Raw genomic sequence first — 16,914 nt, 5'->3', positions numbered from 1 at the left:
AAGGTCTGGCCGAACTCGGGGAGCCACATGATGGGATCGAAACCAAAGCCGTTGCTGCCCACCGGCTCGGGCGCGATCAGGCCGGCCACGCGGCCGGTGGCGATGAGCGGTTCCGGGTCGGTCGGGCTGCGCACCGCCACCAGGGTGCTGACCATGGCGGCGCGGCGGTTGGGCTGGCCTTGCAATTGCTCCAGCAGCGCGCGCACGTTGTTGGCATCGCTTTTGTCGTAGCCAAACTGGGTGCAGTAGTAAGCCGTGTCCACGCCCGGCAGGCCGCCGAAGGCGTCCACGCACAGGCCGGCGTCGTCGGCCAGGGCGGGCAGGCCGCTGTGCGCGCTGGCGTGGCGGGCCTTGGCCAGGGCGTTCTCCACAAAGGTGCAGTGCGGCTCGGCCGCCTCGGGGATGCCCAGGTCGCCCTGGCGGACCAGTTCCACACCCAACGGCGCGAACATGGCCTGCAGCTCGGCCAATTTGCCGGCGTTGTTGCTGGCCAGCACCAGTTGTTTGCCCGTCATGCCCGCCCCCTCACGCCACGTCCGCACCGGCCAGGGCGGCGCGCTGCAGACCGATCAGTTCCTGGATGCCTTTTTCGGCCAGCAACAGCAACTGGTTCATTTCTTCCCGGTTGAACGGCGCGCCTTCGGCGGTGCCCTGCACCTCCACGTAGTGGCCGGCGCCGGTCATGACCACGTTCATGTCGGTGTCGCAGGCGGAGTCTTCCACGTAATCGAGGTCCAGCACTGGCACGCCGTTGACGATGCCGACCGACACCGCCGCCACCGGATGCAGCACCGGGGTCTGGGACAGCTTGCCTTCGGCCAGCAGGTGGTGCACCGCGTCCTGCGCGGCCACAAAGGCCCCGGTGATGGCGGCGGTGCGGGTACCGCCGTCGGCCTGCAGCACGTCGCAGTCCAGCGTGAGGGTGCGTTCGCCCAGCAGCTTCAGGTCGAACACCGCGCGCAGGGAGCGGCCGATCAGGCGCTGGATTTCCTGGGTGCGGCCGGTCTGCTTGCCCTTGGCGGCCTCGCGGCTGCTGCGGGTGTGGGTGGCGCGCGGCAGCATGCCGTATTCGGCCGTCACCCAGCCCTCGCCCGTGCCTTTCTGGTGCGGCGGCACGCGCTCCTCCACAGTGGCGGTGCACAGCACCCGGGTGTCGCCGAATTCGATCAGCACCGATCCTTCGGCGTGTTTGGTGAAGCCGCGGGTGATGCGCACCGGGCGCAAGGCGTGGGCGGGGCGGCCGTCGTGGCGGGGCATGGGGGAGGCAACAGGGTCGGTCATTGGGGCTTCGGGTCAAGGGCGCGGCGCAGGGCCGCGCGGGGCTTCAGGCATCAGGGGGACTTGCGCAGGGCGGTGCGGCGGATCGCGTCGTTGATTTCGGCGATGGTGCGTTCGATCGCCTCGTCGTCGAAGGCGTCGTCCGGGCCGGCGGTGGCATCGGTGGCATGGGCCGCGCCGGGCGCCAGCGCCTCGGCGTCGGACGACACGGCGTCCTCGGCACCCAGCGCGTCGGGGTGGATCACTTCGGTGGCGGCGAAGGCCTCGTCGGCCTCCCACTCCAGCGCCAGCAGCGAGACGTTGTCGCCGTGCCGGCCGCCCTTGCGCAGGGCCTCGTCGGCCAGTTGCGACACCGCGTCTTTCAGCGGCAGGCCGTGCAGGCCGGCGGCCACGTCGGGGTCGGCCACGACCGACCACAGACCGTCGGAGCACAGCAGCAGGCGGTCGCCGTCGTGCAGGGCCTGGGGCCCGAGCACGTCGTACAGCGGCGGGCTGTCGGAGCCCAGGCAGGTGAACAGCACGCTGCGGTTGAGGCCCGGCGGCAGGTTGCGAAACAGCTCGGGCTTGTCGTGGTAAGTGTGGTCGCGGGTGCGGGCCAGCAGCCGGCCCTGGCGCACCCAGTACAGGCGCGAGTCGCCGGAATGCAGCGCGGTGAGCTGGCCGTCCTGCAGCACGGCGGCCACGGCGGTGGTGCGCGGGTTGTCGGGCATGGCCGCGGCACGGGCGTAGTCGGCGATCGCCTGGCTGGCGGCCAGCACGGTGGCCTCCAGAAAGGCGCGCGGGTCGGCCAGGGTGGGCTGGGCCTGGGCGCGAAAGGCCCGGGTGAAGGCCTGCACCGCGATCTCGGCGGCCTTTTCGCCCTCGGGGTGGCCACCCATGCCGTCGGCCAGCACCAGCAGCACCGCGCCGCGGGTGTAGGTGTAGCCCAGCCGGTCCTCGTTCAGCGGCCGGCCGCCCTGGCGGCTGACCTGGTAGACGGAGAACTTCATGGGTCCATGAAGCTGGAACGCTCGGACGGGCGCGCCGGGGCCGGCGCGGCGCCGCCGATCAACCCACCCAGGCGCCAACGCACCTTGTCCACCAGCCCGGGCTGCGTGAACTGGGGCTCGTCCTCGCGGTTGAGCTCTTTTTGCAGGGCGAACACCGACTGCGGGCGCGACAGCGGGTCGGTGGCCATGCACCACTGCACCACCTCGATCAGGTTGTCGGAATACACCCCGCGCAGCCGCGCCAGGGACGAGGCCAGCCGGTCCTTTTCGAGGCGCTGGGGCGCGTCGTGCGGCGGGTAGCCCTGCATGCAGGAATACATGCAGGCGCCCACCGCGTAAATGTCGGTCCACGGCCCCATGCCGGTGTTGCGCTTGTACATTTCCGGCGCGGCAAAACCGGGGGTGTACATCGGGCGCACAAAATTGCCCTCGGTGTTGAGCACCTCGCGCGCCGCGCCAAAGTCGATCAACACCGCCTTGTTCTCGTCGGTGATGAAGATGTTGGCCGGCTTGATGTCGAGGTGCAGCATCTTGTGCTGGTGCACGATGCGCAGGCCGCGCAGCACCTCGTCGAACAGCGAACGGATGGTGGCCTCGCGCATGACCTTTTTTTTCTTCAGGCCGCGCGCGGTGACGATGAACTCCTGCAGGCTGGCGCCTTCGAGGTAGTTCATGACCATGTAAACGGTTTCGTTTTCGCGGAAGAAGTTGAGCACGCTCACCACCGACGGGTGGGAGATCTGCGCCAGTGCCCGGCCTTCCTCGAAGAAACTCTTGAGCCCCAAGCGGTAGAGCGACAGTTTTTCGGGCGGCACCACCGGCAGCAGCTCACCCGGTGCCCGCACCGCCAGCGCCGAGGGCAGGTATTCCTTGAGCGCCACCGGCTGGCCGCTGCTGTCCAGCGCCAGGTAGACCAGCCCGAAACCGCCGGCCGCCAGCTGGCGCACGATGCGGTAACCCCCGATCAGCGTGTCTGGTGGCAGGGGAGCGGGCTTGGTCTTTGACATAATCAGAGGATCTGCAACCCCAACAACGTTGCACACACAGAGAGTTTGAATGCCAGTTTACAGCATGACCGGCTATGCCAACGGGCACAGCCACCCCCCCGCCGGCGGCGAACCGAGCCCCCCGGCCGGGCCCATGCTGGGCATGGAAATCCGTTCGGTCAACAGCCGCTTCCTCGACCTGTCCTTTCGCCTGTCCGACGAACTGCGCCCGGGCGAACCGGCGCTGCGCGAACTGCTGACCGCCCGCATGAAGCGCGGCAAGGTGGAGGTGCGCGCCTGGATCGAAGGCCGCCAGGACGGCGGGCTGCGCGCGCCCAGCGTGGCCGAACTGCAAAAGCTGCTGGCCCTGCAGGACCAGGTGCGCGACTGGCTGCCCAGCGCCCGCGAACTGAGCGTGGCCGAGGTGCTGGGCACCCTGTCGCGCAGCGCCCCCGCGCCCACCGGCCTGGGCGACGCCCTGCTGGCCCTGGCCCAGGTGCAGGTGGGCGAATTCACCGCCTCGCGCGAACGCGAAGGCGCGCGTCTGGCGGCCATGCTGCTGGGCCACCTGGCGCAGCTGCGCGCCCTGGCCAGCCAGGCCCAGCCGCTGGTGCCGCAGCTGGTGGAACTGCAACGCCAGCGCTTTCTGGAACGCTGGAACGACGCCCTGGGCGCGGCCCAGAGCGACGCCGCCGCCAGCGCCGCCCAGGAACGCGCCCTGTCCGAGGCCACCGCCTACGCCATCCGCATCGACGTGGCCGAGGAACTGACCCGTCTGCAGTCGCACCTGGACGAGATCGAACGCCTGCTGCACAAAGGCGGCGAAGTCGGCAAGCGCCTGGACTTCTTTATTCAGGAACTGCACCGCGAGGCCAACACCCTGGGCAGCAAATCCTCCAGCCTGGAACTCACCCGCATCTCGGTGGACATGAAAGTGCTGATCGAGCAGATGCGCGAGCAGGTGCAAAACCTGGAATGAATATGGATTACCCCGGAAACCTCTACGTCGTGGCCGCGCCCAGCGGCACCGGCAAGTCCAGCCTGGTCAAGGCGCTGCTGGAAGTGGACGCGCGCATGGAGCTGTCGGTGTCGCACACCACGCGCGCGCCGCGCGGCCAGGAAATGCACGGCCGCGAGTACTACTTCGTCAGCAACGAAGAGTTCGACCGCATGGTGGCGCACAACGCCTTCGTCGAGTGGGCCCATGTGCACAGCAACCGCTACGGCACCTCGCGCAAGGCGATCGAGGACAAAATCGCCGCCGGCGCCGACATCGTGCTGGAGATCGACTACCAGGGCGCCATCCAGATCAAAGAGCAGTTCCCCAACGCGGTGCTGATCTTCATCCTGCCGCCAAGTTGGCCCGAGCTGCGCGCCCGCCTGATGCGCCGCGCCGAGGACAGCGAGGAGGTGATCGAACTGCGCATGCGCAACGCCGCCGAGGAGGTGGCCCACGTCGACCGCTTCGACTTCGTTATAATCAATGAAATGTTTGAGCGTGCTCTGTTCGACCTGAAAGCGATTGCGCACGCCCAGCGACTCAAGGTGGCCGCCCAGCGCCGCGCCCGCGCCGAAACTTTTCGCGCACTTCACATCCCGTCATCCACGAGCTGAACGCTCAGTCTGGAGCCCCGACATGGCACGCATCACCGTCGAAGATTGCCTGGAAAAGATCCCCAACCGTTTCCAGCTCGTGCTGGCCGCGACCTACCGCGCCCGCATGCTGAACCAGGGCCACACCCCCAAGATCGAGACCCGCAACAAGCCGGTCGTGACCGCGCTGCGCGAAATCGCCGACGGCAAGGTCGGCCTGGAAATGTTGAAAAAAGTGCCGGTCTGAGGCCAACGCCCTGCCGCACCGAAAGCACCGCCGCCGCGGTGCTTTTTGTTTTTATCGCGCCCATTGCGCCGTTTGCCGACCCCATGCCCGCAAACGGTGCCGAGTCCGGCTAAAGTAAAGGGATGCGCCAAGATGTGATGCCCGCCCCTGCGATGAGCCATTCCCCGGCCGCGGCCAGTGCCGCCGCCGCGAGCTTCGCGGCGCTGGAGGCACGGCTGGACTACCTGAGCGCGGCCGAGGTGGAACAGGTGCGCCAGGCCTACCGCTTTGCCGACGCCGCCCACCTGGGCCAGATGCGCAAGAACGGCGACCCCTACATCACCCACCCGATCGCGGTGGCGCAGCAGTGCACCGAATGGAAGCTGGACGCCCAGGCCCTGTGCGCCGCCCTGATGCACGACGTGCTGGAGGACTGCGGCGTGTCCAAACAGGACATGGCCGAGCGTTTCGGCACCCCCGTGGCCGAGCTGGTGGACGGCCTGACCAAGCTGGACAAGCTGGAATTCGACAGCCGCGAACAGAACCAGGCCGAGTCCTTCCGCAAGATGCTGCTGGCCATGGCGCGCGACGTGCGCGTCATCCTCATCAAGCTGGCCGACCGCACCCACAACATGCGCACCATGGGCGACATGCCGCGCAGCAAGTGGGCCCGCATCAGCAGCGAAACGCTGGAAATCTACGCGCCGATTGCCCACCGCCTGGGCCTGAACAACAACTACCGCGAACTGCAGGACCTGGCCTTCAAGCACCTGCACCCCTGGCGCTACCAGGCGCTGGACAAGGCCCTGAACAAGTCGCGCAGCCGCCGCAAAGACCTGATCGCGCGGGTGCAGGGCGAGGTGGAAAACGCCTTCCTGAAGCTGGGGATGGACGTGCGCATCGTGGGGCGCGAGAAAACGCTCTACTCCGTCTACCGCAAGATGGACCTCAAGCACCTGTCCTTCGCGCAGGTGACCGACATCTACGGCTTTCGCATCGTGCTGCCCGAGCTGTTGGACTGCTACACCGCGCTGGGCACGCTGCACCAGCTCTACAAGCCGCTGCCGGGCAAGTTCCGCGACTACATCGCCATCCCCAAGATGAACGGCTACCAGTCGCTGCACACCACGCTGGTGGGGCCGTTCGGCACCAACATCGAGTTCCAGCTGCGCACGCCCACCATGGACGTGGTGGCCGAGTCCGGCGTGGCGGCGCACTGGCTGTACAAGGCGAGCGAGCCGGACAGCCCGGCGTCGCAGGACCTCAACACCCAGTGGCTGCAGTCACTGCTGGACATCCAGCAGGAAACGCACGACGCGGCCGAGTTCTGGGACCACGTCAAGATCGACCTGTTCCCCGATTCGGTCTATGTGTTCACGCCCAAGAGCCGCATCATGGCCATGCCGCGCGGCGCCACGGTGGTGGACTTTGCTTACGCCATCCACAGCGACGTGGGCAGCCGCGCCATCGGCGCCAAGGTCAACGGCGAACAGGCCGCGCTGCGCACCGAGCTGAACAACGGCGATGTGGTGGAGATCGTCACCTCGCCGCACGCCACGCCCAACCCGAGCTGGCTGGGCTTTGTGAAAACCGGGCGGGCGCGCTCCAAGATCCGCCACCACCTGAAAACCCTGGCCCAGGAAGAATCGATGACGCTGGGCGAGCGGCTGCTGCTGCAGGCGCTGCGCGCCGAAGGCATTGCCGCATTGCCCACCGACGGCCCCGAGCACCAGGCGGTGTGGGACAAGCTGCTGCGCTTCACCGGCAACAAGCTGCGCGCGGAGCTGCTGACCGACATCGGCCTGGGCAAGCGCATCGCCAGCATGGTGGGCAAGAAGCTGGCGGCGCTGCTGGCCGAATCGGGCGAAAAGCCCGACCTGCTGCTGATCAGCCAGGAGCGCTACGGCGCCGCGCACGACGACCGGCCCAGCCAGGGCGTGGTGACGCTGGACGGCAGCGAGGGCGCCTCGGTGCAGTACGCCAGCTGTTGCCGGCCGGTGCCGGGCGACGGCATTGTGGGCTACCTGGGCCGCGGCGAAGGCCTGGTGGTGCACACCGACGACTGCCCGGTGGGGCGCAAGCTGCTGCACCGCGACAGCGAGCGCTTCCTGGAGGTGGAGTGGGCCGAGGAGCCGGTGCGGCTGTTCGAGTCCACCGTGGTGGTGACGGTGGTCAACGGCAAGGGAGTGCTGGCCAAGGTGGCGGCGGCGCTGGCCGCGGCGGAGGCCGACATCACCCATATCCACATGGGCGAGGACGCGGCGCAAAGCGCCATCGACCTGCGCTTCACCGTGGCGGTGCGCGACCGGGTGCACCTGGCCCAGGTGCTGCGCCAACTCAAGCGGACGCCGTCGGTGGTGCGTGCCGCGCGGGTGCGGCCGGCGCGCGAAGGCCTTTGAAGCGCCCCCGGGGGCGTCAGCGCGCCGGGGCCGGGTAGCGCACGTCCAGCACCTCCAGCGTGTCCCAACCGGCGGGGGTGCGCAGCCGCACCTCGTCGCCCACCCGGGCTTTCAACAGGGCCTGCGCCACCGGCGCCACCCAGCTGACCTGGCCCTGGGCGCTGTCGGCCTCGTCGATGCCGAGGATGGTGACGGTGTTTTCGGCACCGTCCTCGCGCGCGTAGGTGACGGTGGCGCCAAAAAACACCTGGTCCGCGCCGTGGTGCAGGGAGGGGTCGACCACCACCGCGATGTCCAGCCGCCGGGTGAGGAAGCGGATGCGGCGGTCGATCTCGCGCAAACGCTTTTTGCCGTAGAGGTAGTCGCCGTTTTCGGAGCGGTCGCCATTGCTGGCGGCCCAGTGCACGATCTCGACCACGCGCGGGCGCTCTTCGTCCAGCAGGTGCAGCAGTTCAGCGCGCAGGCGGTCGTGGCCGGCCTGGGTCATGTAATTCTTGCCGCCCGCGGGCAGCGCCGGGCCGTCGGGCAGGTCGTCGTCTTCCGCGTCGGTTTCTTTGGTGAAGGCCTTGCTCATGGGGTCGGAAAAAAGGGGGCCGCAAAGGGGTGAACGTGGTACCGTCACCGCTGTGATGCGATTGTCCAACATCCCCCGAGGGGTCCCGCCCGGCGGTGCCGCTGCGCTGCCCACGACCCACCGCCCGCAACCGCGGGCACCCGAACGCGTGGGACGGGCCCTGTGGCTGCTGTGTGGCAGCCTGGGCCTGGCCGCCTGCGGCACGGCGCCGTTGGCCCCGAGCGGCCCGCCCCAGCCGGAGGCGGCGTCGGGCTGGGTGGCCAAACCCGGCTGGACGGCCCAGCGCCACGCCGTGGCGGCGGCCCACCCCCTGGCGGCAGAGGCCGGGCGGGCGGTGCTGCGCGACGGCGGCAACGCGCTGGACGCGGCGGTGGCGGTGCAACTGGTGCTGGGGGTGGTGGAGCCGCAGTCCAGCGGCGTGGGCGGCGGCGCGTTTCTGCTGCATTTCGACGGTCAGGCCGTGCGCGCCTACGACGGCCGCGAAACCGCCCCCGCCGCCGCCAGCGAGGACCTGTTCCTGGGCCCGGACGGCCAACCCCTGCCCTTTGACGACGCGGTGGTGGGCGGCCTGTCGGTCGGCGTGCCCGGGGCCGTGGCCATGCTGGAAGCGGCCCACCGCCGGCACGGCCGCCTGCCCTGGGCGCGGCTGGTGGCGCCGGCCGTGGCGCTGGCGCAAGACGGCTTTGCCGTCACGCCGCGCCTGCACACCCTGCTGGCGCAAGACCCGCACCTGCGGCGCGACCCGGACGCCGCCCGCCACTTTTACGGCGCCCAGGGCCGGCCCTGGCCGGTGGGGCACCGCCTGCGCAACCCGGCGCTGGCCGACACCCTGCGCCGCATCGCCACCGAGGGCGCGGCCGGTCTGATGCGCGGCCCGGTGGCGCAGGCCATGGTGGACAAGGTGCGCCAACACCCGCTGCGCCCGGGCCACTTGAGTCTGGACGACCTGCGCCACTACCGACCGCGCGAGCGCAAAGCGCTGTGCCACCCGCTGGAGACACCCACCCGGCGCTACCGGGTCTGCGGCTTCCCGCCACCCGGCTCCGGGGCCCTGGCGGTGGGGCAGATCCTGGGCACGCTGGCCCAGTGGCCACCCGAGCCCGCCAACCCCGGGACCGAGCCTTCGGTGGACTGGCTGCACCGCTACACCGAAGCCAGTCGGCTGGCCTTTGCCGACCGCGCCCAGCACGTGGCCGACCCCGACTTCGTGCCCGCCCCCGGCGGCGACTGGGCCCGACTGCTGGACCCGGCCTACCTGCAAGCCCGCGCGCGGCTGATCGGCGAGCAGGCTCTGCCCCAGGCCCCAGCTGGCCAGCCCGCCGGCACGCCCCTGGCCTGGGCACCCATGGCCGAACAACCCGAGCGCGGCACCAGCCACGTCAGCATCGTGGACGCGCAAGGCCACGCCGTGGCGCTGACCACCACCATTGAAAGCGCCTTTGGCGCCCGGCAGATGGTGGGCGGCTTTCTGCTGAACAACCAGCTGACCGACTTCAGCTTTCGCCCGCGCGACGCCCAGGGCCGGCCGGTGGCCAACCGGGTCGAGCCGGGCAAGCGACCGCGTTCGTCCATGGCGCCGACGCTGGTGTTCGACGCCGACACCGACCGCCTGGTCATGACCACCGGCAGCCCGGGCGGCGCCTTCATCATCCACTACACCGCCAAGGTGCTGCATGGCGTGCTGCAGCAGGGACTGGACGCGCAGCGCGCCATCGACGCGCCCAACCACGGCCACACCGGCGGGCCGCTGTGGCTGGAGGCCGGGCGCTTTGCCCCCGCCACCGCGCAGGCCCTGCGTGCGCGCGGCCACACCGTGCGCGAACAGCCGCTGACCAGCGGCCTGCAGGCGCTGCAGGTGGTGCCGGGCGGCCTGTTCGGCGGCGCCGACCCGCGCCGCGAAGGCGTGGTGGCCGGCGACTGAGCCCCAACGCAGGCGAGCACGCCCGCTGCGCCGAAAGCGGGCCGCAACTTCGCTACCATCGGCCGGATGAACGCGCCACGCCCCGGGGAGCCCACCGTCCACGACCTGCCACCCGGCCTGATGGTGGTGCACGGCAACCACGCCGAGGCACTGCGCGACCTGGCCGTCGGCTGGCTGCAGCGCTACCCGCTGGCGCCGCTGGAAAACGAAACCCTGCTGGTGCAGAGCAACGGCATCGCCCAGTGGCTCAAGCTGTCGCTGGCCGAAACGCCCGAGCGCGGCGGCGCCGGCATTGCCGCGGCGCTGCAGTTCCACCTGCCCTCGCAATTTTTGTGGCAGGCCTACCGTGCGGTGCTGGGGCCAGAGCGGGTGCCCGAGACCTCGCCCTTCGACAAGCCACGCCTGGTCTGGCGCCTGATGCGCCTGCTGCCCACCCTGCTGGACCAGACCGCCTACGCGCCGCTGCAGCGCTTCCTGGCCGACGACGCCGACCGGCGCAAACGCTTCCAGCTGGCCGAACGCCTGGCCGACCTGTTCGACCAGTACCAGGTCTACCGCGCCGACTGGCTGCAGGCCTGGGGCGACGGGCAGGACGTGCTGATCGACGCGCGCGGCGGCGCCGTGCCGCTGGAGGCCGACCAGCGCTGGCAGGCCGCGCTGTGGCGCGCGCTGCAGGCCGATGTGCAGACCGACGCCAACGCCCCCCGCCCCGGCCGGGCCGCGGTGCACGCGGCGTTTCTGGCCCGCGCCCGCGACTGGAACGGCCCCGAGCGGCCGGCCGGGCTGCCGCGGCGCCTGGTGGTGTTCGGCATTTCCAGCCTGCCGCGCCAGTCGCTGGAGGTGCTGGCCGTGCTGGCGCGCTGGTGCCAGGTGCTGATGTGCGTGCACAACCCCTGCGAACACCACTGGGCCGACACCGTGTCCGACCACGAACTGCTGCGCGCCGCCGAACGCCACGGCACCCGCCAGGCGCGGCGCCACAGCATGCCCGCGCGGCTGGCACCCGAGCAGTTGCACCGGCACGCCCACCCGCTGCTGGCGGCCTGGGGCAAGCAGGGGCGCGACTTCATCGGCCTGCTCAACGAACACGACCGGCCCGAGGCCCTGGCCCACTACCGCCAGCACTTCCAGGCCATCGGCCACAGCACCGAACTGTTCATCGCACCCCCCCCCGACACCCTGTTGCGCCAGCTGCAGGACGACATCCGCGACCTGCGTCCGCTGCACGAAACCCGCGCGCGCTGGCCGGCGGTGGACCCGGCGCAGGACGCCTCGGTGCGCTTCCACCGGGCCCACAGCCCGCAGCGCGAGGTGGAGGTGCTGCACGACCAGCTGCTGGCCGCCTTCCAGGCCGACCCCACGCTGACCCCGCGCGACGTGATCGTGATGGTGCCCGACGTGCAGGCCTACGCCCCGCACATCCAGGCGGTGTTCGGGCTGCGGCCGGCGAGTGACCCGCGCCACATCCCCTACACCGTGGCCGACCAGGGCGCCAGCGCCACCGACCCGCTGCTGCACGCCCTGCGCCTACTGCTGCGCCTGCCCCAGGCCCGGCTCAGTGCCAGCGAGCTGATGGACCTGCTGGACGTGCCCGCGGTGGCGCGGCGCTTCGGCATCGCCCCGGCCGACCGCGCGCTGCTGCAGCGCTGGGTGCGCGGCGCCAACGTGCGCTGGGGCCTGCACGCCGCCCACCGCGCCAGCCTGGACCTGCCCGCCGACGCCCAGGCCGCCGCCCCGCACACCTGGCTGTTCGGCCTGCGCCGCATGCTGCTGGGCTACGCCGTGGGCGCCGGTGCCGAGGCCTGGCAGGGCACCGACCCCTACGGCGAAATCGGCGGGCTCGACGCCGCCCTGCTCGGCCCCCTGGTGCAGCTGCTGGAACGCCTGGCCAGCACCTGGGACGCGCTGCGCCAGCCGGCCCCGGTGGCCGAGTGGTGCACCCGTTTCCGCCAGGTGCTGCACGACTTTTTCGACGCCAGCCCCGGCCGCGACGAGCCCGCCGACCCGCGCGACCCCCTCACCCTGCTGCAGTTGGCACAGGCGCTGGACGCCTGGCAGGCCGTCTGCACCGAAGCCCGGCTGGACGAGGCCCTGCCGCTGGCCGTGGCCGCCGAACACTGGCTGACCGCGCTGGACGCGCCCCGGCTGTCGCAGCGCTTCTTTGGCGGCGCCGTCACCTTCGCCACGCTGATGCCGATGCGCGCCATCCCCTTCCGCCACGTCTGCCTGCTGGGCATGAACGACGGCGCCTACCCGCGCAACCGGGCGCCGCTGGACTTCGACCTGATGGGCCGCCAGTACCGCCCCGGCGACCGTTCGCGCCGCAGCGACGACCACTACATGCTGCTCGAAGCCCTGCTGTCGGCGCGCGACCGGCTGTATGTGTCGTGGGTGGGGCGCAGCGTCACCGACAACAGCGAACGGGCGCCGTCGGTGCTGGTCAACCAGCTGCGCGAACACCTGGCCACCGGCTGGCGGCTGGCCGATGCGGCGCCCGGCGGGCTGCTCGCCGCCCTGACCACCGAACACCCGCTGCAGCCCTTCAGCCCGCGCTACTTTGGCCCCGCCACCACCGAGCCGCGGGCGCGCTGGTTCACCTACGCCCACGAATGGCGCCGAGGCGCCGCCACGCAGGCAGCGGCCAGCCCCCCCCTGCCCGCCCTGGCCCGCAGCGAGCCGCTGACCGTGGCCGAGCTGGCCAGCTTCCTCAAAGACCCGGTCAAGGCGTTCTTCCGGCGCCGCCTGGGCGCCGACCTGGACCTGCCCGACGCCACCCAGGCCGAACACGAACCGTTCGCCCTGGACGGCCTGGACCGCTGGCGCCTGCACCACGAACTGCTGCAGCACCAGACCCAGGCCCTGCGCCGGGGGGATGACCTGGCCGACGACCTGACCCGCCGGCTCGACGCGCTGGAGCGCCGCGGCGAACTGGCCGCCGGCGGCTTTGGCCAGGCCCAGCGCGCCGAGCTGCAAGCCCCCCTGCCCGAGCTGATGCAGGCCTACCAGACCGCGCTGGCCGACTGGCCCCTGCCCCACCGCGAGACCCTGGACTGGCGCGCCACCGTGGACGGCCAAGCCGTGGCGGTGCTGGACCGGCTGGACGACCTGCGCCGCAACGCCCAGGGCGACCGCGCCCGCGTGGTGCTGGAAACCAGCCATCTGGTGGACGCGCAGGGCCGCTACCGCGCCGACAAACTGGTGGGCCACTGGGTGGTCCATCTGGCCGCCCACCTGGCCGGTGGCCCGCTGACCACCCGGGTGCTGAGCAAGGCCGGCCAGGTGACGCTGGAGCCACTGCCGCCCGAGCAGGCCGAAGCGCACTGGACGGCGCTGCTGCAGGCCTGGCAGACCGGCCTGTGCAGCCCCTTGCCGCTGGCGGTCAAGCCCGCCTTCGAGTGGCTGCGCGCCCTGGGCACCCAGCCCGACGACCCGGCCCGCGCCTGGCTGGCCGCCCAAAAATCCTACGAAGGCGAAGGCGACGGCGGCGAACGCGAGCGCCAGCCCCACCTGCGCCGGGCCTACCCCGACTTCGCCGCCCTGGCCGGGCCACGGGCCAGCGCCGCCGACCCCAGCCCCTTCCGGCACTGGACCGACACCCTGCTGCGGCCGCTGTGGCGGGCCATCCCGGTCAAGCGCGGCAAAAGCGCCCCCCCCGCCCCGGAGGCCGAGGCATGACCCCCACCCCGCTGCAGGTCCGCGACTTCCCGCTGCACGGCAGCCGCCTCATCGAGGCCAGCGCCGGCACCGGCAAGACCTGGACCATCGCCATGCTCTACGTGCGGCTGGTGCTGGGCCCGCGCCCGGGCGACGACCCGGCCGCCTTCGCCCGGCCACTGACCCCGCCCGAAGTGCTGGTCGTCACCTTCACCGAAGCCGCCACCCAGGAACTGCGCGCCCGCGTGCGGCTGCGCCTGGCCCAGGCCGCCCGGGTGTTCCGCGACGACCCGGCCGAACGCGCCACCCTGCGCGACGACCCCGACTTGCAGGCCCTGCTGGCCCTGCGCGCCGACCACCCCGAGGCCGACTGGCCACGCCTGGCCGTGCGGCTGCAGGTGGCCGCCGAATGGATGGACGAGGCCGCCGTCTCCACCATCCACGGCTGGTGCCTGCGCATGCTGCGCGAGCACGCCTTCGACGGCAACAGCCTGTTCCAGCAGACCCTGGAGACCGACCCCGCCGAGCTGCAGGCCGAGGTCGCGCGCGACGCTTGGCGCAGCTTTTACGCGCCGCTGCCCGCGGCGCTGGCGCAGGAGGTGCTGCGCTGGTGGAACGGCCCGGACGCGCTGTTGCGCGCCGTGCGCCCGCTGCTGGAACTGGCCGCCACCGGCGGGCTCGACCCGGCCGACCCGCGCCCGCCGGACGAACTGCTGGCCACGGCGCAGGCGCAGCGCGACGCGGCCCTGGCCGCCCTCAAAGCCCCCTGGCCGGCCTGGACGGCCGAGCTCAAAACCCTGTTCGACGCCGGGGCCGCCGCCAAGCACTTCAACGCCAAGCAGTTCCGCGCCCAGTACTACGACACCTGGCTGGACAAGCTGCGGGCCTGGGCCACCGACCCGCAGGCCCTGGCCGCCCCCGACCTGCTCACCGGCTGGCAGCGCCTGACCCCCGAGGGGCTGACCGGCGTCTGCAAAGACCCCGCCCACGCCGCGCCCGGCGCCCAGCACCCCGCCCTGGCCGCGCTGGCGGACCTGCGCGCGCACCTAGCCCAGCTGCCCTGCGCCCGCGCCGACCTGCTGCGCCACGCCGCGCACTGGATGCACCAGCGCTTCCAGCGCGAACAGGCCGCCCGTGCGCAGATGGGCTTCAACGACCTGCTGCTGCGGCTGGACCAGGCCCTGCACGGCCCCAACGGCGAACGCCTGGCGGCCACCATCCGCCGGCAGTTCCCGGTGGCCCTGATCGACGAATTCCAGGACACCGACCCGCTCCAGTACCGCATCTTCGACCGGGTGTACCGCGTCGCGCAGCCCGAGCCGGACACCGCGCTGGTGCTGATCGGCGACCCGAAACAGGCCATCTACGCCTTCCGCGGCGCCGACATCCACACCTACCTGCGGGCGCGCCAGGCCTGCGCCGACCGGCTCTACACCCTGGGCACCAACTTCCGCTCCACCGCCGCCATGGTGGAAGCGGTCAACCACTGCTTCGCCTCGGCCGAAGCGCGGCCCGAGGGCGCCGGGGCCTTCGGCTTCCGGTCGCCGGGGCGGGACAACCCGGTGCCGTTCACCCCGGCCCAGGCCGCCGGCCGCGCCCAGCAGTGGTACCCCCAGGGCCTGGCGGGCGGCCCCGGCCCGGCGCTGACGCTGTGCCACCTGCCGCTGCCAGCCGGCGGCCAAGCGCTGGGCAAAGACGCCGCGCTGCAACAATTGGCCCAGGTCTGCGCCAGCGCCATGGTGGGCTGGCTGCACGGCGGCCAGGCCGGTTTCGGCGCCCCGGCGGCCGGCGAAACGGCCGGCGAAGCAGCGGCCACCTGGCGCCCCCTGCGCCCGGCCGACATGGCGGTGCTGGTGCACACCCGCAAAGAGGCCGACGCCATCCGCGCCGCGCTGGCCGAGCGTGGGCTGCGCAGCGTTTACCTGTCGGACCGCGAATCGGTTTACGCCACCCCCACCGCGCAGGACCTGCAGCACTGGCTGCACGCCTGCGCCGACCCGGACGACCCACGCCCGCTGCGCGCCGCCCTGGCCACCGCCACCCTGGGCCAGTCCTGGGCGCAGCTCGACGCCTGGCGCCAGGACGAGCTGGCCTGGGAAACGGTGGTGCTGCGCTTTCGCGGCTACCGCGACACCTGGCGCCAGCGCGGCGTGCTGCCCATGGTGCGCGAGCTGCTGCACGACTTCGACGTGCCGGCCCGCCTGCTCGACCCGCAGGCGCCGCCCGGCGGCGAGCGCACCCTGACCGACCTGCTGCACCTGGCCGAGCTGCTGCAGCACGCCAGCGCCGCGCTGGAGGGCGAGCACGCCCTGATCCGCCACCTGGCCGAACAGCGCCAGCTGGCCGCCCAAGGCCGCGGCGGCGACGCCCCCCAGGTGCGGCTGGAGAGCGACGCCGAGCTGGTGCAGGTCGTCACCGTGCACAAGTCCAAAGGGCTGGAATACCCACTGGTGTGCTACCCCTTCGCCTGCCTGCACCGCCCGGTGCAGCCCAGCGACACCCCGCTGCGCTGGCACGACGACGCGGGCCAGCTGCAGCTCACCCTGGACGGCGACCCCGACACCCTGGCCGCCACCGCCGAACGGGCCGACGCCGAACGCCTGGGCGAAGACCTGCGCAAGCTCTACGTCGCCCTGACCCGGGCGCGCTACGCCACCTGGGTCGGCCTGGCGCCGCTGGCCGACCTGCACCGCAGCGCGTTCGGCTGCCTCATGGGCGGCGGCGCCCCGCTGGACCTGCCCAACTGGCCCGCCCCGCTGGTGGACTGGGCCAGCCCGGCAGACCACACCGAGGCGTTGCCCGCGCCCGAACCCAGCACGCAGCGCTGGAACGACCCGCACCCGCCGGCCACCGCTTCCGTCACCCGCACCTGCGCCCCGGTGGCGCCGCAGCGCTGGTGGGTGGCCAGCTACTCGGCCCTGCGCCTGGCCGACACCGCCGGGGCCGCCACCGACGCCGGCCCCGCCGCGCCCAGCGCCCCCGACACCCCGCAGCACGACCAGGTGCAGGAAATGGCGGCCGCGCCCCCCGACACGCCCCCGCCCGGCGCCGAAACCGCCGCGGACGGCCCCCGCGCGCGCCCCGCGCCGCTCAGCCCACACGCCTTCCCGCGCGGGGCCGAGGCCGGCACGTTTTTGCACGACCTGTTGGAGTGGTGTGCCCAGCAAGGCTTTGCCGCCGTGGTCCAGCAACCCGCCCGGCTGCGCGACCAGGTCGCCCGGCGCTGCCAGGCGCGCGGCTGGAGCGGCTGGGTGGACACCGTGACCGACTGGCTGCTGGCCTGCCTGCAGGCCC

12 protein-coding genes are annotated in these 16,914 nt (G+C 72.0%); 7 read left to right on the top strand and 5 right to left on the bottom strand.

Going from position 1 to position 16,914, the window contains the following annotated elements; genetic code table 11:
• From HA630_RS16720 to HA630_RS16705, 4 genes are all read right to left on the bottom strand, one after another.
• A partial coding sequence (locus tag HA630_RS16720; protein ID WP_166836124.1) for a non-canonical purine NTP pyrophosphatase occupies positions 1-515 on the bottom strand: 515 nt, incomplete at its 3' end.
• A 10-nt stretch (positions 516-525) separates the two neighbouring features.
• Complete coding sequence (rph, locus tag HA630_RS16715) at positions 526-1,257, bottom strand: ribonuclease PH (RefSeq protein ID WP_166836122.1); 732 nt, start codon at positions 1,255-1,257, stop codon at positions 526-528.
• Between the two features lie 74 nt (positions 1,258-1,331).
• Positions 1,332-2,267: a PP2C family serine/threonine-protein phosphatase gene (locus HA630_RS16710; protein ID WP_166836120.1), complete on the bottom strand. Its 936-nt coding sequence runs from the start codon at positions 2,265-2,267 to the stop codon at positions 1,332-1,334.
• Positions 2,264-3,274 (bottom strand): serine/threonine-protein kinase, encoded by a 1,011-nt coding sequence (locus HA630_RS16705; protein ID WP_166833566.1) that lies wholly within the window; start codon positions 3,272-3,274, stop codon positions 2,264-2,266. The genes HA630_RS16710 and HA630_RS16705 overlap by 4 nt, the downstream gene beginning before the upstream one ends.
• A gap of 49 nt (positions 3,275-3,323) precedes the next feature.
• Between HA630_RS16705 and HA630_RS16700 the strand changes: the two genes are divergently transcribed.
• From HA630_RS16700 to HA630_RS16685, 4 genes are all read left to right on the top strand, one after another.
• Positions 3,324-4,232: a YicC/YloC family endoribonuclease gene (locus HA630_RS16700; protein WP_166833568.1), complete on the top strand. Its 909-nt coding sequence runs from the start codon at positions 3,324-3,326 to the stop codon at positions 4,230-4,232.
• Between the two features lie 2 nt (positions 4,233-4,234).
• Complete coding sequence (gmk, locus tag HA630_RS16695) at positions 4,235-4,867, top strand: guanylate kinase (protein WP_166833570.1); 633 nt, start codon at positions 4,235-4,237, stop codon at positions 4,865-4,867.
• A gap of 22 nt (positions 4,868-4,889) precedes the next feature.
• Entirely contained in the window at positions 4,890-5,093 is a 204-nt protein-coding gene (gene rpoZ, locus HA630_RS16690) for a DNA-directed RNA polymerase subunit omega (protein ID WP_166833571.1), read from the top strand.
• 137 nt (positions 5,094-5,230) lie between these two features.
• Entirely contained in the window at positions 5,231-7,471 is a 2,241-nt protein-coding gene (locus HA630_RS16685; protein WP_243855378.1) for a bifunctional (p)ppGpp synthetase/guanosine-3',5'-bis(diphosphate) 3'-pyrophosphohydrolase, read from the top strand.
• A 16-nt stretch (positions 7,472-7,487) separates the two neighbouring features.
• On the opposite strand, the gene greB is transcribed toward HA630_RS16685, so the two are convergent.
• Positions 7,488-8,045 carry a transcription elongation factor GreB gene (gene greB, locus HA630_RS16680; protein ID WP_166833575.1) on the bottom strand — a complete coding sequence of 186 codons (558 nt, stop codon included), beginning with the start codon at positions 8,043-8,045 and terminating at the stop codon, positions 7,488-7,490.
• 55 nt (positions 8,046-8,100) lie between these two features.
• Between greB and HA630_RS16675 the strand changes: the two genes are divergently transcribed.
• From HA630_RS16675 to recB, 3 genes are all read left to right on the top strand, one after another.
• Entirely contained in the window at positions 8,101-9,966 is a 1,866-nt protein-coding gene (locus tag HA630_RS16675; RefSeq protein ID WP_166833577.1) for a gamma-glutamyltransferase family protein, read from the top strand.
• Positions 9,967-10,032: 66 nt separating this feature from the next.
• Positions 10,033-13,641, top strand: coding sequence for an exodeoxyribonuclease V subunit gamma (gene recC / locus HA630_RS16670; RefSeq protein WP_208299996.1), 3,609 nt, complete (start codon positions 10,033-10,035; stop codon positions 13,639-13,641).
• On the top strand, positions 13,638-16,914 hold a 3,277-nt coding region (gene recB / locus HA630_RS16665; protein WP_166833579.1), incomplete at its 3' end, for an exodeoxyribonuclease V subunit beta. The genes recC and recB, both read left to right, overlap by 4 nt.

Source organism: Aquabacterium sp. A08 (assembly GCF_011742065.1).
The sequence above is the reverse complement of the archived record's forward strand: the minus strand, read 5'-3'. Positions and strand labels throughout refer to the sequence as shown.

What these genes read in the sequence shown, in the direction of transcription:
- rph (WP_166836122.1), bottom strand. Translation starts at nt 1,257, where the DNA reads ATGCCCCGCCACGACGGCCGCCCCGCCCACGCCTTGCGCCCGGTGCGC.
- HA630_RS16710 (WP_166836120.1), bottom strand. Translation starts at nt 2,267, where the DNA reads ATGAAGTTCTCCGTCTACCAGGTCAGCCGCCAGGGCGGCCGGCCGCTG.
- HA630_RS16705 (WP_166833566.1), bottom strand. Translation starts at nt 3,274, where the DNA reads ATGTCAAAGACCAAGCCCGCTCCCCTGCCACCAGACACGCTGATCGGG.
- HA630_RS16700 (WP_166833568.1), top strand. Translation starts at nt 3,324, where the DNA reads ATGCCAGTTTACAGCATGACCGGCTATGCCAACGGGCACAGCCACCCC.
- gmk (WP_166833570.1), top strand. Translation starts at nt 4,235, where the DNA reads ATGGATTACCCCGGAAACCTCTACGTCGTGGCCGCGCCCAGCGGCACC.
- rpoZ (WP_166833571.1), top strand. Translation starts at nt 4,890, where the DNA reads ATGGCACGCATCACCGTCGAAGATTGCCTGGAAAAGATCCCCAACCGT.
- HA630_RS16685 (WP_243855378.1), top strand. Translation starts at nt 5,231, where the DNA reads ATGCCCGCCCCTGCGATGAGCCATTCCCCGGCCGCGGCCAGTGCCGCC.
- greB (WP_166833575.1), bottom strand. Translation starts at nt 8,045, where the DNA reads ATGAGCAAGGCCTTCACCAAAGAAACCGACGCGGAAGACGACGACCTG.
- HA630_RS16675 (WP_166833577.1), top strand. Translation starts at nt 8,101, where the DNA reads ATGCGATTGTCCAACATCCCCCGAGGGGTCCCGCCCGGCGGTGCCGCT.
- recC (WP_208299996.1), top strand. Translation starts at nt 10,033, where the DNA reads ATGAACGCGCCACGCCCCGGGGAGCCCACCGTCCACGACCTGCCACCC.